We start from the raw sequence: 15,483 nt of genomic DNA on the forward strand, positions 1-15,483 counted from the left end.
ATGAAATTTTCTAAAACTTTAATTACTGGATTGGTATTGATGGCTGGAGTAAATGCTTTCGCGCAAAAGAAAGCAGAAAAGTTTGAAAAACTACAGATTGAAATGTTCCCCAAAGCTAAAGAAGGATATAAGCAGGTATATATTCAGCTTCCCGTAGCAAAAAACGAAAACGATTTAAAAGTTGAACTTTTTGTTGGTGCTGAAAAAATGGTAGACTGTAACAACTATTTCCTGATGGGAGAAATGAAAACCCAGGATCTTCAGGGATGGGGCTATAATTACTATGAAGTAGAGTCTAAAGGAGAAACAGCAGGAACCCTTATGGGATGCCCAGGGCAGAAACAAACTAAAAAGTTTATTACTCTAAAGCCTGAAACCGTAAGATACAACAGTAAACTCCCATTGGTATTCTACGTACCGAAAGACATCGAAGTTCGTTACAGAATTTTACGTCCGGATGCCGGCATGAAAAAAGCAGTTCAAAGATAAATCAGCTTATTATAATTATACAGGAAACTCTTCACAGCAATGTGGGGAGTTTTCGTTTTTTTATATATATCAATTTGGAATTAATTGAACGTGTCGTTTGTCATTCCGCAGGAATCCAGGTTCGAAAATTCAGAATCATCTTATTATTAATTTTGTTTCCATTAACCTTAAATTTTATTTAAAACCAATTTTTATTGAATGATTTCAAGTAAATATTTCCTCATTATTTTCGCTGAGTGAAACGCCCTTGCGAACGAAAAAATAAATAATGATTTTGCGAACATCGCGTTGTATTATAGGTTTTGGCTAAAGCCGTTTGAAATTTTAACCTTTATCAAATGGGCTCCCTTCGACTAAGCTCAGGATAATGGTCCGTTCCTATTGAATAATCATTCTCGCAAATTTTACTGATTATTATTCCCCAAGTCTATCCACCACTTTGTCATTCCGCAGGAATCTAGATTATAATAGTCAGAATCAGAATAAAAAGTTAAGGGTGTTTTTTTTTAGATTGAACTTGCTTTTATTCCCTATGTTCTCTGAAAAAACACATAACAAAAAGGAAGTGCGAAAAGTAGAGTTAAATATTTTTTCAAACTTTTTTAGTTTTTAATTAACATTTAAACACACCGGGCAAAACTTTATTTTATAGGGCTTTAAACTTAAACAGATTTTAAACTTACTTTAAATTCACACTATTGTAGAATTATCTTGAAGGATTTTACTTTTTTTTGCATTATATTTGTTGTAAACATAAACCATGAAAAACAATTTATTGATTTTTACGTTTAGTTTTTTTGCTTTCCCCGCTTTTGGCTGGGCACAGTCTGCGCCGGATTTTAAAGAACTTCTGGATAGTGCTATGGTTCGGGACTCGAACCTCAAAATGCAGGTGACCCAAAACAAACTTACCGATCTTGATGAACACAAACTGAAAGACATCTTTCTTCCTACGCTGGAATTGAGTGGTAAAGCCGGCTATCTCAACGGAACAGCAAGACTGACGTCCCCTGAATTCAATCTCGCTCCCTTTATTAATATTCCTGAAGGGACTTTCAACAATAATTTCAATGTATCAGGATTTTCAGGTATCGCCAAGGCAGATGCCAAAATGCTTCTGTATTCCGGAGGGAAGGTCAAATACATGAAAAAAGCAGTTGAAGAAAAGAAAAAATCTGAAGACATCCTTTTGGAGAAGACAAAAGATGAGGTGATTGCGACTATTTCTAAAGCATACGATCAGCTGGCTCTCATTCATCAGTCTAAAAAAGTACTGGATGAAAGCAAAAAAAGACTTGATATCAACAGAAAAACAGCCGATAAAGCGCTTGGTTACGGTTTGATCACTCCTTATGACCATAAGAAAATTGAACTTGCTCAGGCTACTTTAGATGCAAAAATGGTAGAATATGAAGGGAAAAAAGAATTGCTTCTTACCCAGCTTTATATTTTAACAGGAATCAATAGAGAAAGGCTAAGAATGATAGATCCGGTATTATCTCCTGTGGAATTACTGGCCGCAGAAAAAGGAATAGAACAAAGAGCTGAAATCCGTGCACTAGAACATGGTATAAGTGCTGCAGATTATAAAATAAAAGCCGAAAGGACATGGATGATTCCTAAAGTGCAGCTGATGGCTTCCGCCTATTATATTGGCTTGTATGGCAATAGGATCAAATCTTCGGAAAATATAATCCCGGCAGTTCCGATACTGGGATATGAAGGAAAAAAACTGGACTGGAGACCTAACAATATCAACGTATTCCCTTTGATTACGGCAGGAGTAGGTTTTAAATGGGAGATTTTTGACGGTAAAGAAGGGAAACATGCTGAAGAAACAGCTAAAGTTGGAAAAGAAGTATTGCAGAACCAGAAAGAAGATGCGCTGAAAAAACTGACACTGAACCTGGCTAATAATCAGACCAATTATGATATCGCTTCCGCTCAGATTACCTTAAAAGCCAAAGAAAAAGAACTGGCAAAAAATGCACTCGTACAGGCAGAAAAAGAATTCCGCTACGGAATGAGCAAATCTTCACAGCTTATTGATGCGGAAAACGATCTTGAAGCTTCCGAACTTGAATATCAGAATGCCATTTTCAACCAGAGAAGAGCGGGAATAGAACTGATGAGGTCTACCCAGGAGCTGGATATCACCAAATTTTATTTAATCCCTTAAAAATTTAAATGATGCATAAAAATATATCTATACTCTTCGCTGCTCTGTTCCTGTTGGGGAGCTGTGACAAAAAAAATGAAAAAATAAAAGAACCTGAAGGGAAAACCAAAAAGGATGTAATTTCTTTTGCTCCTAAAGTTACCGGAAGGATCTTAAAAATATACGTTTCCGAAGGCCAGACGGTGAAAAAAGGAGATACCTTGGCACAGCTTGATGTACCTGAAGTATCTGCAAAAATAGCGCAGGCACAAGGCGCAGTAAATGCTGCTTCAGCTCAGGAGCAAATGGCAAAAAACGGAGCTACAGCAGATCAATTGAGACAGCTTAATGCCAAATATAAAGGTTTGAAAGAACAATATGAATTTGCCCAGAAATCTTACAAAAGAGCCAACAATATGTTCCGCGACAGCTTGATGTCTCCGCAGGCTCATGACGAAATTTATGCAAAACTGCAGGGTGCAAAAGCACAATATGATGCGGTAGTGGCAGAGCTGGATGACGTAAAAAGAGGAACCCGTTTTGAAAAGATAGAAATGGCAGCAGGACAGGCATCACAGGCCAAAGGAGCTTTGCAGGAAGCCAATGTAGCCTATTCCGAAAGATACATCATTGCCACCAATGATATGGAAATAGAAACCATCAGCTTAAACACAGGAGAGCTTGCTACAGCTGGTTTTGCCTTGTTCAACGGATATATCCCGGAAAGTACTTATTTCAGGTTTACCATCCCGGAAAGTGCTATTTCAAAATATAAAAAAGGGCAGGAGGTTACGATGCAGATCGTTTATAATAAAGAAAATATTACAGGAAATATTGTATATATCAAACAGCTTACAAAGTATGCAGATATTACAACGGCTTACCCTGATTACCAGTTGCAGGATGCAATCTATGAGATCAAAGTAAAACCCAAAGACATGAATAAGGCTAAAAGTATTTTAGTCAATGCTAACATAATTCTGAAATAAATTAAAAGAACGGATGAAATTTTTCTTGAATTTCATTCTTCAAAATATAAAAATATACAGATGAAAGAATTTTTCCGTCTTTTGAAACGTGAGTTCAAACTTTTTATCGGCAATTCTACCTTAAGGACGGTGTTCTTTTTGGCACCGGTCTTCTATGCAACCTTGCTGGGGTTTGTCTACAAAAGCGGAAAAGTTGAAAATACTCCGGTACTGGTTGTAGACAGGGATAATACCCCTTTGTCTAACCAATTGACGGAAATGCTGGACGATAATAAAAGCATCAAAATTATCAGATATCTGCAGGAGCCTCTGAGCATCAAAGATGAGGTGATCAGGCATGAAGCAGCAGCTGTAGTGATTATTCCCTCAAGGTTTGAAGGTGACATGCTTCAGAAAAAATATCCCGAACTGAATGTTTATATCAATACAGGAAATGTTTTAACAGCAAATTTTGCTTCCAAAGCACTTCAGTTAACCATAGGAACCTTTTCTGCCGGAGCATCCATCAAAGCTCTTCAAAAGGCAGGAATGCCCGCAGTAAAGGCAGCGACACAATATGAGCCTTTCAAAGCTAATTATATCACTCTCTTCAATACTACCGGAAACTACCTGATCTTCATGTGGCCGGCAATGCTGGCAGTCGTATTACAGCAGGTGATCCTATTAGCTATGGCTGTAAGTTTTGCTGCCGAATTTGAAAGAGGTTCTTTTGTGAAAGAATACCTGAAAATGAAAAAATGGGCCTTTCCAACCATGCTCATAAAAGTAATTCCTATCTGGGTATTTTCTATTCTCATTGTAGGTATTTACTACTTTATGCACATGATTTTCCATGTTCCGATGCCGGAAGGAATACTCAATTTTATTTTGCTGACAGCTGTTTTTGTAGGATCGGTCTCATTTTTGGGAGTATTTATCAGTATTCTGATTCCTGATGCATTGAAGGCTACACAGATACTTATGGTTATTGCTTCACCAGCTTTCATTATCAGTGGTTTTACATGGCCATTGAATGCGATGCCTGCTTTCGTTCAGTTTATCGCTAATATTATTCCGCTGACCCCTTTTTTACAGGCTTTCAAAATATTATTAATTCAAAAAGGTTCAGTAGAACTTACATTCCCTTACCTGAAACATTTGAGTATCCTTTTAGTGGTTTACGCTGTGATAGGCTGGATTGCATTAAAGATCAAACTTTGGTTTATTTTCAGAAAAGCAGCACCACAGGGAATTACGGTCGAGAATGCTCCTCAGGAAGATGTTGAGTAGTTTTGTTTTTTTAGTTGCTGGCTGCTAGTTTTTTAGTTTCTGGTTAGATAGATGATAGTTGTATTAGGTTGTTGGTTTCTATTAAGTTAAACAATTTAAAATAGCAGCAAAAAATAACCACATCGCTTAACTCTATATTATCATCACCCGAGACCTGCCAACTTGAAAATCGACATCATACATTCCATATCACTTCTTAACCTTTATCTCCACATTTAACCATTAAACCCGCAACCCGAATCCCGTAACCAACAACTCTCAATTTTTTCCGACAACTATAAAATCAAACAAAAAAACTGATATATTTGTCTGTAGTAAAATAGAAATTATATGGAAAATGTATTTGATGCAAAAGATGCTCAAAATTATATTGATAGGATAAATAAGTTAGTGGAAGACACCCATGGTTTGTGGGGGAAAATGACGGTGGACCAGATGCTGGCACACTGCTGTATAACCTATGAAATGATTTATGAGCCGGAAAAACATAAAAAACCGGGATCTATTGCAAAATTTATATTAAAAACCTTTGTGAAACCTAAGGTAGTGGGAGAGAAAGCATATCCAAGAGATTCCCCGACGGCTCCACAGTTTTTGGTGACTACCAGAAAAAACTTTCACGAAGAAAAAACAAGACTGATTGGTTTTATTCAGAAAACACAGCAATTGGGGGCAGAGGCTTTTGATGGGAAGGAATCTTTTTCTTTCGGAAAATTAAAAGCTCAGGAATGGAACAATATGTTTGCTAAACATCTGAACCACCATCTGTCACAATTTGGCGTTTAAAACTCACTGTATGAAAAAAACTTTATTACTCTTTCTTCTGGCGGCCAATTTTGTATTGGGGCAGATGCCGGATATTTCAAACACATGGCTGAACAACAGTAAACCTTATCTGGGAACTATCGGAAACAAAGGTCAGGAACTGAAACTGAAGATCAATATTTCTGAACAGAATAAAAAAAATGATCAGGAGTATTTTGTTTCAGGATATTCTCTTGTGGATACCAACTACACAAAATTTGAAGGTAAGATGACCATTTCAAAATATAAAGACTCCAGAAAGCAGGGAACCGTGTTTGGGGAATATGAACTGGCAGAAGAGAATAAAGGAAAACATTCAGGGCTTTTTAAGGGAAAATTTGTCTACAATTTTAAATGGAATAAGAAAACAGAAAAGATTGAAGGACAATATATTGAGCTTATAGGGGACTGGAAAAGCTATGATAATACCCTGGAGTTTAAGACTCATTTAAAAAACCAATAAAAATACGCTGACCTTCACATTCCGAAGCCCATATCTCGAATTCACACTTTAAAAACCACTAACATTATGAAACTAGGAGCATTTTCAATCAGCTTAAGTGTAAAAGACCTTCAGAAATCCAGGGACTTTTATGAAAAGCTGGGCTTTACAACAATGGCAGGAACTACGGAAAGTAACTATCTGATCATGAAAAACGGTTCTACACTCATAGGACTTTTTCAGGCTATGTTTGACGGAAATATGCTTACTTTCAATCCGGGATGGGATGAAAATGCACAGAATCTTGAATCTTTTGACGATGTGCGGGAAATTCAGAAAAAATTAAAGGAAAGCGGAGTTGAGATCGGAAAAGAAGCTGATGAAACTACTTCAGGTCCTGAACATATCTACCTGAAAGATCCCGATGGAAATATGATTCTTATAGATCAGCACAGGTAACCAATCTGGAAAACGGGACAAAAATTACTTAAAAAAACTTAACTAATAAAAAACAACTATGGCAACAGTAAACGTTTATTTAACCTTCAATGGAAATTGCAAAGAAGCATTCGATTTCTATAAATCTGTTTTCGGTGGAGAATATCCTTACATCGGAACATTTGGAGAAATGCCTCCAATGGAAGGGAAGGAAACTCCGGAGGAAGACAAAGACAAAATCATGCACGTTTCACTTCCGATTTCTAAGGAAACTATATTGATGGGAAGTGATACAGGAGGAGAGTGGTCTTCCAATTTCAAGGCCGGGAACAATTTCTCTATTTCTATCAACGCAGGGTCTAAAGAAGAAGCTGATAAATTATTCGGTGGTCTTTCTGCAGGGGGACAGGTAACAATGCCAATGGCAGATACTTTCTGGGGAGCTTATTTCGGAATGTTTAGCGATAAATTCGGAATCAACTGGATGGTAAACTATGATGATCCTGCGAAAATGCAGCAACATCCATAAAATTAATATTTTGTATTTGAAATATAGTTAGTTACCGGCAGCCACATTGCCGGTTTTTTATTTGCTCTATATGATGTAGTGAGAGAACAGGTTCCTGGATAATCTGTTATGTGGTGAAATAGTATTTGCTATTATTGATTTAAATTATTAATTTTGTTAAAAACGATAGATAATAGTAATTGGTAGGCATGAGAAAGGTTTTTACGAAGTTGGCATTCACGGTATTAGGTTTGGGATCCATATTGACATATGCTCAAAAAAGTGATCTGGGAGCATGGTACATGTATTTTGGAAATAACAAAATCAGTAAGAAACTGAACTGGCATAATGAAATTCAGTACCGTAATTTTGATGCGGTTGGAGATCTGGAACAATTACTGATCCGTACCGGGATTGGATATGATCTTACAGAAAACAATAACAATGTTTTATTGGGATATGGTTTCATTCTGAGCCAGCCTTATGTAAACGGTGAGAAAAAAGAAAATATAGAACACCGAATTTTCCAGCAGTATATTACCAAACAGAAATTCGGGCGTTTTTACCTTCAGCATCGTTACCGTTTGGAAGAACGTTTTCTGGAAGATGATTTCAGGATGAGGTTCCGATACATGTTGGGAGTTAATATTCCGATTACCCAAAAAGAAATGCTGCCGAAAACCCTTTATGCATCAGTATACAATGAGATTTTTCTGCACTTCAACAGCCCGGTTTTCGACAGAAACAGAGTCTATGGTGCTTTAGGATATGTCATCAATAAAAATATGAGGATTGAAGCAGGTTATATGAATCAGATTCAGGAAAACAGAAACCGCGGCCAGTTTCAGATTGGTTTTTATAATAATATTCCATTTACCAGAAACTGATTGTAACCGCTGCCGAATGCTTGATGAAGACCATTATTTGAAAATAAAAAATAATAAACACAAAAAATAAACACTTATGCATTCAGGAAAAAGATTTGGAGCCCGTGAGTTCATTATCTGGACCAGACGGAGCATTTATGCTCTGATCGTATTGTCAGCTATCCCTACAGTTTTGTATTTTCTAGGCTGGAAATTTCTCTCAGTTCCGTGGCAGCCGATTGCCATCATGGGGACAGCAGTCGCTTTTATTGTCGGTTTTAAAAATAATGCCAGCTATAGCAGGCTTTGGGAAGCAAGACAGATTTATGGCGCGATCATTAATGACAGCCGTAGTTTCGGATATATTCTGAGAGATGCACTGCTTTCCAAAGATGAAGGTAAAGTAAAAGAAATGTTTCTCCGTCATTATGCATGGCTTACCGCATTGAGATTTCAGCTCCGTGAACCAAGAGCTTGGGAAAACATGGGTACAGAGCAGTTTGATGAATATTCTAAAAAATATGACATTCCGGAGAGGCTTTCCAAACTGGATGAAGAATTGAAAAAATACCTGTCCGAACCCGAACTTCAGTATATTTTAAGCAAGAAGAACAGGGCAACACAATTGATGGCAAAGCAGAGCAAAGTTTTATCTGAAGCCTATGAAAAAGGAGAACTCAACGATTTTCAATGGACGCAGATCAATCAACAGCTGGTGAAGTTTACAGACAATCAGGGGAAAGCTGAAAGAATTAAAAACTTTCCGTATCCAAGAAACTTCTCTTCAATCACCACTTATCTTTTGCTGTTGTTCATTGTTTTTGTGCCTTTCGGATTGCTGAAAGAACTCGATAAATTAGGAGACGGAACAATAGTGGAAGGCTGGACATTGTGGTTTAATATTCCGTTTTCTTTATTGGTGACATGGTGTTTTCATACTTTGGATAGTGTTGGAGAAGCTTCCGTAAATCCATTTGAAGGAAGTCCTAATGATGTGCCGATTACTCAGATCAGCCGTACCATAGAAATCGATATGAGAGATATGCTGGATGAATCTGACCTTCCGCCGGCCATCACTCCAAAAAACAACATTGTCCTCTAATTTAAAATTAAAAGATTAAGATATTTTCCGCAAAAAGCAGGAAGTTTATTAATCAAAACAAAAGAATAACACTTAAAAAAAACAACTTAAAAATGATTCACAGCTATGTTATAATATCCATTGCAGTACTGCTGTCTGTGATGATATTGGTAATGATCGGCCAGAAACTAAAAGTCGCTTACCCGATTTTTCTTGTGATTGCAGGATTACTGATAAGCTTTGTGCCGGGAATGCCGCGTATAGAAATAGAGCCTGATCTTGTTTTCCTTATTTTCCTGCCGCCTATTTTGTTTGAAGCGGCCTGGTTTACCTCATGGCAGGACTTTCATAAATGGAGAAAACAAATATTTTCAATGGCCTTCGGATTGGTGTTTTTAACATCCATCGTTGTGGCTTACCTTTCTTCTTCCATTATTCCGGGGCTTACGGTAGCAATGGGATTTTTGCTGGGAGGTGTCAATTCTCCACCGGATGCGGTAGCGGCGACTTCGGTTTTGAAGCATATGAAAATTCCTAAAAAAATAACCAATATCCTGGAAGGAGAGAGCCTTATTAATGATGCATCCAGTTTAATTGTATTTAAATTTGCCCTTGCAGCCGTTATTTCAGGACAGTTTATCTGGAGAGATGCTGTACAGGATTTCTTTACGATGGCGATCGGAGGTATTGTGGTGGGAGTGGCGACCGGCTTTTTATTTGGGGCTTTGCTTAGAATTATTCCTACCAATTCTAATATCGATACCATTATTACCCTTATTGTGCCGTACATTATGTATGTGGGAGCAGAGCACTTCCATTTTTCAGGAGTGCTGGCAGTAGTAGCCGGAGGTTTACTGATGTCTTATAATTCTCATTGTTATCTAAGTCATACCTCAAGAATACAGTCCGGGAATGTGTGGAGTGTATTGATATTCCTGATGAATACGATCATCTTTATCCTGATTGGTCTTGAACTTCCCATTGTAGTGGAAGGAATGAAAGAATATACCATTTCTGAAGGTATTTTCTACAGTGTGGTAATTGGTGGAGCCATCATCGGGACAAGAATCCTGTACAGCTATGCATTGATGTATTTCCCAAGAGTTTGTTCTAAAGAATTAAGGGTAAAAGTTCCCAAACCAGATTGGAGAGAACCATTCATTATCAGTTTTGCAGCGATGAGAGGAGTAGTTTCACTGGCTGCAGCACTTTCTATTCCTGCTTTTTTACCAAACGGAGACGCATTTCCACATCGGAACATTATTTTATTCGTAACTTTCGTTATTATATTGATTACCCTTGTAGGGCAAGGATTATTGTTGAGCCCGATCCTGAAATTATTGAATATTCAGGATGCCGGAAGTGAATTGCCGGAAGAAAAACAGGAAGTGATCCTGATGCGTAAGCTGAAGGAAACAGCACTGCACAAGCTTGATAATGATTTCTCTGAACTGGCAGTCACAAACAGCTTGGTTCGTCATCAAAAACATAAGCTGGAAAATGAAATGATGTTGATGGCAGACAAAGCCCAATGTATGGCCTCCACAGGAGACTATGTATCCGCAATCAATGAAAATAAAGATGTACTGCGACAGATCATTCAGGCACAAAGAAATGAGCTGCATAGAATGAAAAGAGAAAAGATATTTGACGATCATGTGATGAGAACCATTGAAATGCAGCTGGATTTTGATGAAGCGAAGATCACAGGTTTTTCACATGCATAATTCAACAAAAAATAAACCACTAAAGTCACAAAGAGTGTAGATCAGAATAAGTTTAAGTGTACTTTTCATTATTTGAAATTTAACTTTAAACAAATTCAGGTTAAAACTTTTATGACTTTTGTGGTTAAATAGTATAGACAAAATGTTTAATTTTAGACATATTAAATCTATAATATGAGCACACCCATCACTGTTCAATACAAAATAAATGCTCCGGCTGAAAAAATCTGGAAAGCATTGACCGATAAAGATGAAATGAAATCCTGGTATTTTGATATCCAGGATTTTGCATTAGAAATAGGAAAAGAATTTAATTTCTACGAACCCGGAGGTGAAAATAAATACCATCATCATGGAGAGATTTTGGAAATAATACCCAATCAGAAGCTGAAACATACATGGTCATATCCTGATTTTTCAGTATTAAAAACTATTGTGACCTGGGAATTACTGCCGGAAGACGGACAAACTCTGGTAAAGCTGACTCATGAAAATATTGAAAATTTCAAAGACTTAGGTGATGGTTTTTCAAGAGATAGTTTTACACAAGGCTGGAACACTATCTTGGGACAGAGTTTAAAAGAATATGTAGAAAAGTAGACCATGATTACACTACAGCCCTTTACAATTCACGATGCGCCGCTGCTGATTTCAAAGATAGAAGATGAAAGAATGCTTCTTCAGTTTGCCGGGCCCGGATACCGTTTCCCGCTTACAGCAGAACAGCTGGAGACCGATTTGTCCGATGAAAAAAGAACCTTGTTTACCATTGCAGATCATACAGGAACAACGATTGGCCATGCTCAGATTTTCTTAAAGGAAAAGACATTTCTGCTGGGCAGGATTCTGATCTGGGATGAAAACAACAGAGGGAAAGGATATGGTAAAAAAGTAATGCAGGAACTTCTGAAATATGGTTTCAGCCATTTTGATAAAGAAATTGCAGAGCTTAATGTTTACGACTGGAATACCGGAGCTATTGAATGTTACCGGAAAGTAGGTTTTGCTTTTGACCCTGAAGTTAGAAGCGAAGCGAAGATTAATACAGAAACCTGGGTTTCCCTGAATATGAAAATCCATAAAAATACTTTTGAATTACAGGAATCATGACACAGTTTACTGCACTTCGTCCCATCCTCTGGACAGAAAATCTTGATGAGACCATAGGGTTTTACATGCACGTTCTGGGTTTTACCCTGATGGGTAGAAATGATGATTGGCAATGGGCTTCCCTTCGTAAAGATGAAATATACATTATGCTTTCTCAGCCTAATCAGCATGAAAAAAATACTTCAATCGGTTTTTCCGGCTCATTGTATTTTAATGTAAATAAGGTGGATGAACTTTGGGAAGAGCTTAAAACAAAGGCCAAAGTCTGCTATGAGATTGAATCTTTTGAGTGGGGAATGAGGGAATTTGCGATCTATGACAACAATGGTTATATCCTGCAATTTGGAGAACCCATAGATAATATTGGCAATACGGAATAAAATTTGCTATTTTTGGGGAAATATTTAGAAATTCAATGAAAAAAAATATAATAGCGGGTTTCGCAGCGATTTTATTACTGGCATCTTGTAACAAGAATAAAGAAATTCTTGATACACTGAATACTTATAATAATTCAATGGAGGCGAAAGGATACCATTTCGGAGATAAGCTTGAGCTTCCGAAAGAGGTAACGGAAAATGCAGAAAGTGTAACCATCAGCTTTGGAGATAAAGAAACAACAGATCTAACCGTTGATCCTAAATTTTTCACATTAGGTGATAATGCTGTTACCTTCAACGTTAAAACAAAAGGTGGAGAAGTATTGAATCAGGATGCAACTATTAATGTATTTGCAAAAAATCCTGAAAAAAATATTCCTTATCAGATTGTAGCAGAGTATCCTCACGACCCTAAAAACTTTGTACAAGGTTTCCAGGTGGAAGGAAATACCATTTATGAAAGTGACGGACAAAACGGAGCTTCCCAGATTTTAAAATATACATTGGGAACTACAACGCCGCTTGCTTCTACCAAACAGGCTCAGGAAGACTTTTCTGAAGGAAGTACCATTGTAGGAGATAAAGTATATCAGCTGACATGGCAGAGCAAAAAAGGGTATATCTATGATAAGAGCTCTTTAAAACTGCTTTCGGAATTTGCTTATCCAAATGTATTGGGTGAAGGTTGGGGACTGACGTATGACGGGAAAAACCTGATTGCTTCTGACGGAAGTAAACTTTTATATTTCCTTGATGTCAATAACCCTTCAAAACTGATTAAATATATCGCTGTTGCAGGTAGTTCTCAGGCCTACGATCAGTTAAACGAGCTGGAATACCACAACGGATTTATCTATGCCAATGTATGGCAGAAACCAATTATTTTAAAAATTAATCCGGCCAACGGTGAAGTAGTGGGTACTTTTGATTTCACAGAAATTGCCAAACAGAACACAAAAGGAAGTGATGATGTATTGAACGGAATTGCTTTCAAAGGTGATAATATGTTGGTGACAGGAAAGAACTGGCCGAAGATTTATGAAGTTGTAATTAAATAATAAAAGTTTAATAACAATTTCTATCTGAATAAAATAAAGTATGTAAATTGGTAGCGTTCCATGAGGAGCGCTATCTTTAGTAAAAAAGAATTTTGAGATTAGTATATCTGATATTGACTTTTGCTTTCTGCACATTTTCTGCGCAGAATATTCTCCCTTTAGATACTTTAAAATTAAAGGAAGCTAAAGATATGCTTGCCGATGACTACGGAAGTCTGTATATCTATAAAAACAAAGATTTTAGTTTTACCAAATACGATTCTTTAGGAAAGCAGATTGGAAAAATGATGCTTACTGTTCCTTACAAAGTGCAGAATGTACAAAATCCGTTGAATGTGCCTTTATTCTCTGAAAATGCTCAGGAAATGAAATTTGTGGATCAGAATATGAATGAAATTCAAAGGCTTGATTTTAAGCAGAAATTTGGGTTCATCAGAATGGCTTATGCCGAAGATCTGCAGCAGCTGTGGCTTTTGGATGACAGTACAAAACGTTTGATCCAGTACAATTTCAGGAATGATACTACCATCAATTCCTATCCATTTGATATCAGTTTTGAAGATCTGATGGATATGCTGGTCTACGAAAACAAGGTCTATATTTTAACAAGAAAACATATCAGGATTTACAGCCTGAAATTTGAAAAACTTTTTGAAGCCCCTTTAGAAAACGGCAAACGCTTTAGAAGAGAAAATGATGCAATTCTGGTTGTGGCCGGTAATTTTATTTCACAATACGTTCCTGAAAAAGGAATGGTGACGGTTTTTGAAGATCCAGAAGCGCAAATTGTGGATAAAAACATCCTTTCTTATTTTGAAATCAAGGGGAACAAACTCTATCTTTACAGCCTTGAAAAAGTAAAGAAAGCCAAACAGCAGAAACTGCTTGACGCTCAGCCGGAATCTCTACAGCAGCCTACAGCAAATCCCGTAGAAAAAACTGAAGAAAAACCCGTTGAGAATAAAGAGGAGAAGCCTTCAGACAATACGCTGCAGAAATTGCTTGAAGACACTTCCAGAGTTCAGACTGAGGGAATCGAAAAGCTTATCAATTAATCAGTAAATACAAGGAAAAAGAATATGCATATTGCAGTTACAGGAAACATTGGAGCAGGAAAAACAACTTTGACGACAATGCTTTCCAAGCATTACGGATGGGATGCACAATTTGAAGACGTAGATCATAATCCTTATCTGGAGGATTTTTATTCAGATATGAGCAAATGGAGTTTTGCACTGCAGGTTTATTTCCTGGGAAGCAGATTCCGTCAGGTAAAGGAAATCAGAGAAAGTGGTAAAAACATCATTCAGGATCGTACCATTTACGAAGATGCTCACATTTTTGCAGAAAACTTAAATGATATGAATCTTCTTTCGGACAGAGATTTCAATAATTACTCATCCGTTTTTGATCTGATGAAGTCTTTTGTTTCGGCTCCGGATTTGCTGATCTATCTGAAATCAGATGTTCCCAATCTGGTTAAAAAAATCTATAAAAGAGGTCGTGAATACGAAGCTTCTATCAGTATTGAATACCTTTCAAAACTGAATCAGAAATATGAAAAATGGATCTCCAATTATACTGAAGGAAAACTTCTGATTGTAGAAGTGGATGATCTTGATTTTGTTGAAAAACCGGAAGATTTCGGGTTTATTCTGGAGAAAATTGAAGCAGAACTTCACGGATTGTTTTAACATACTTTTATTAGAATATTAAGACATCTTTAGTGGGATTCTTCTTAAATTTGATAAAGAGAATGTAACTTTTTGAATAATAATATCATGGTAGTTAAAGTTTTACATAACGGGAACTGTTCAAAGTCAAATGCCGTATTAGAGTATCTTGACGAGAACGGTGTGCCTTTTGAGATCATTAATATCATTGAAGATCCGTTAAGCATCCTTGAGATCAGGACTGTGTTGAAAAAGCTGAACCAAAGTGTTTTTCATATCATCCGTAAGACTGATAAGCTGTATATTGAGAATTATGCAGATGAAAATTATTCAGAAGAAGAATGGCTGAAAATTCTGTCCGAAAATCCTTCTCTGATACAAAGGCCAATTCTGGTAAAAGGTTCAGTCGCCATGTTGGGAAGACCCATTGAAAATGTAAAATTCTTTATTGAAAAATAATAAAATACATAAATAAAAAATCCGTTCTGTAA

The 15,483-nt window shown here is 36.9% G+C and carries 18 protein-coding genes; all 18 read left to right on the forward strand.

Translation table 11 applies throughout. From position 1 onward, the window contains the following. On the forward strand, window positions 1–489 hold the full coding sequence (gene eco / locus FN817_RS22070; RefSeq protein WP_142719805.1) for a serine protease inhibitor ecotin: 489 nt from the start codon (window positions 1–3) through the stop codon (window positions 487–489). Between the two features lie 760 nt (window positions 490–1,249). Further along, window positions 1,250–2,668, forward strand: coding sequence for a TolC family protein (locus tag FN817_RS22075; protein ID WP_142719806.1), 1,419 nt, complete (start codon window positions 1,250–1,252; stop codon window positions 2,666–2,668). An 11-nt stretch (window positions 2,669–2,679) separates the two neighbouring features. Next, a complete protein-coding gene (locus FN817_RS22080; protein WP_142719807.1) occupies window positions 2,680–3,636 on the forward strand; it encodes an HlyD family secretion protein in 957 nt (318 codons plus the stop codon). 60 nt (window positions 3,637–3,696) lie between these two features. Further along, on the forward strand, window positions 3,697–4,905 hold the full coding sequence (locus FN817_RS22085) for an ABC transporter permease (RefSeq protein WP_142719808.1): 1,209 nt from the start codon (window positions 3,697–3,699) through the stop codon (window positions 4,903–4,905). Window positions 4,906–5,235: 330 nt separating this feature from the next. After that, a complete protein-coding gene (locus FN817_RS22090; RefSeq protein ID WP_047378067.1) occupies window positions 5,236–5,691 on the forward strand; it encodes a DUF1569 domain-containing protein in 456 nt (151 codons plus the stop codon). Window positions 5,692–5,701: 10 nt separating this feature from the next. Next, window positions 5,702–6,172, forward strand: coding sequence for a hypothetical protein (locus FN817_RS22095; protein WP_142719809.1), 471 nt, complete (start codon window positions 5,702–5,704; stop codon window positions 6,170–6,172). Window positions 6,173–6,238: 66 nt separating this feature from the next. Continuing rightward, window positions 6,239–6,610, forward strand: a complete 372-nt coding sequence (locus tag FN817_RS22100) for a VOC family protein (protein ID WP_142719810.1) — start codon at window positions 6,239–6,241, stop codon at window positions 6,608–6,610. Between the two features lie 58 nt (window positions 6,611–6,668). Further along, window positions 6,669–7,118 carry a VOC family protein gene (locus tag FN817_RS22105; RefSeq protein ID WP_142719811.1) on the forward strand — a complete coding sequence of 150 codons (450 nt, stop codon included), beginning with the start codon at window positions 6,669–6,671 and terminating at the stop codon, window positions 7,116–7,118. A gap of 188 nt (window positions 7,119–7,306) precedes the next feature. After that, entirely contained in the window at window positions 7,307–7,984 is a 678-nt protein-coding gene (locus FN817_RS22110; protein WP_142719812.1) for a DUF2490 domain-containing protein, read from the forward strand. 76 nt (window positions 7,985–8,060) lie between these two features. Next, entirely contained in the window at window positions 8,061–9,065 is a 1,005-nt protein-coding gene (locus FN817_RS22115; RefSeq protein ID WP_142719813.1) for a bestrophin family protein, read from the forward strand. A gap of 92 nt (window positions 9,066–9,157) precedes the next feature. Beyond that, a complete protein-coding gene (locus tag FN817_RS22120) occupies window positions 9,158–10,771 on the forward strand; it encodes a Na+/H+ antiporter (protein ID WP_142719814.1) in 1,614 nt (537 codons plus the stop codon). Between the two features lie 174 nt (window positions 10,772–10,945). After that, complete coding sequence (locus tag FN817_RS22125) at window positions 10,946–11,371, forward strand: SRPBCC family protein (RefSeq protein WP_142719815.1); 426 nt, start codon at window positions 10,946–10,948, stop codon at window positions 11,369–11,371. 3 nt (window positions 11,372–11,374) lie between these two features. Further along, window positions 11,375–11,881: a GNAT family N-acetyltransferase gene (locus tag FN817_RS22130; protein ID WP_142719816.1), complete on the forward strand. Its 507-nt coding sequence runs from the start codon at window positions 11,375–11,377 to the stop codon at window positions 11,879–11,881. Next, the gene (locus tag FN817_RS22135; RefSeq protein WP_047421591.1) at window positions 11,878–12,261 is read left to right on the forward strand and encodes a VOC family protein; all 384 of its coding nucleotides are present in this window, start codon (window positions 11,878–11,880) and stop codon (window positions 12,259–12,261) included. The genes FN817_RS22130 and FN817_RS22135 overlap by 4 nt, the downstream gene beginning before the upstream one ends. 35 nt (window positions 12,262–12,296) lie before the next feature. Continuing rightward, complete coding sequence (locus FN817_RS22140) at window positions 12,297–13,319, forward strand: glutaminyl-peptide cyclotransferase (protein ID WP_142719817.1); 1,023 nt, start codon at window positions 12,297–12,299, stop codon at window positions 13,317–13,319. Window positions 13,320–13,411: 92 nt separating this feature from the next. After that, entirely contained in the window at window positions 13,412–14,374 is a 963-nt protein-coding gene (locus tag FN817_RS22145) for a hypothetical protein (protein ID WP_228451638.1), read from the forward strand. Window positions 14,375–14,398: 24 nt separating this feature from the next. Then, entirely contained in the window at window positions 14,399–15,013 is a 615-nt protein-coding gene (locus FN817_RS22150) for a deoxynucleoside kinase (protein ID WP_002977952.1), read from the forward strand. Window positions 15,014–15,100: 87 nt separating this feature from the next. After that, window positions 15,101–15,451, forward strand: a complete 351-nt coding sequence (locus FN817_RS22155; RefSeq protein ID WP_142719818.1) for an ArsC/Spx/MgsR family protein — start codon at window positions 15,101–15,103, stop codon at window positions 15,449–15,451. The last annotated feature ends 32 nt before the right edge of the window (window positions 15,452–15,483 follow it).

The organism is Chryseobacterium rhizoplanae (genome assembly GCF_900182655.1).
Classification (GTDB): domain Bacteria; phylum Bacteroidota; class Bacteroidia; order Flavobacteriales; family Weeksellaceae; genus Chryseobacterium; species Chryseobacterium rhizoplanae.

Bases quoted from the DNA above. Each gene is read 5' to 3' on its own strand.
- eco (WP_142719805.1), top strand. From the start codon at position 1: ATGAAATTTTCTAAAACTTTAATTACTGGATTGGTATTGATGGCTGGA.
- FN817_RS22075 (WP_142719806.1), top strand. From the start codon at position 1,250: ATGAAAAACAATTTATTGATTTTTACGTTTAGTTTTTTTGCTTTCCCC.
- FN817_RS22080 (WP_142719807.1), top strand. From the start codon at position 2,680: ATGCATAAAAATATATCTATACTCTTCGCTGCTCTGTTCCTGTTGGGG.
- FN817_RS22085 (WP_142719808.1), top strand. From the start codon at position 3,697: ATGAAAGAATTTTTCCGTCTTTTGAAACGTGAGTTCAAACTTTTTATC.
- FN817_RS22090 (WP_047378067.1), top strand. From the start codon at position 5,236: ATGGAAAATGTATTTGATGCAAAAGATGCTCAAAATTATATTGATAGG.
- FN817_RS22095 (WP_142719809.1), top strand. From the start codon at position 5,702: ATGAAAAAAACTTTATTACTCTTTCTTCTGGCGGCCAATTTTGTATTG.
- FN817_RS22100 (WP_142719810.1), top strand. From the start codon at position 6,239: ATGAAACTAGGAGCATTTTCAATCAGCTTAAGTGTAAAAGACCTTCAG.
- FN817_RS22105 (WP_142719811.1), top strand. From the start codon at position 6,669: ATGGCAACAGTAAACGTTTATTTAACCTTCAATGGAAATTGCAAAGAA.
- FN817_RS22110 (WP_142719812.1), top strand. From the start codon at position 7,307: ATGAGAAAGGTTTTTACGAAGTTGGCATTCACGGTATTAGGTTTGGGA.
- FN817_RS22115 (WP_142719813.1), top strand. From the start codon at position 8,061: ATGCATTCAGGAAAAAGATTTGGAGCCCGTGAGTTCATTATCTGGACC.
- FN817_RS22120 (WP_142719814.1), top strand. From the start codon at position 9,158: ATGATTCACAGCTATGTTATAATATCCATTGCAGTACTGCTGTCTGTG.
- FN817_RS22125 (WP_142719815.1), top strand. From the start codon at position 10,946: ATGAGCACACCCATCACTGTTCAATACAAAATAAATGCTCCGGCTGAA.
- FN817_RS22130 (WP_142719816.1), top strand. From the start codon at position 11,375: ATGATTACACTACAGCCCTTTACAATTCACGATGCGCCGCTGCTGATT.
- FN817_RS22135 (WP_047421591.1), top strand. From the start codon at position 11,878: ATGACACAGTTTACTGCACTTCGTCCCATCCTCTGGACAGAAAATCTT.
- FN817_RS22140 (WP_142719817.1), top strand. From the start codon at position 12,297: ATGAAAAAAAATATAATAGCGGGTTTCGCAGCGATTTTATTACTGGCA.
- FN817_RS22150 (WP_002977952.1), top strand. From the start codon at position 14,399: ATGCATATTGCAGTTACAGGAAACATTGGAGCAGGAAAAACAACTTTG.
- FN817_RS22155 (WP_142719818.1), top strand. From the start codon at position 15,101: ATGGTAGTTAAAGTTTTACATAACGGGAACTGTTCAAAGTCAAATGCC.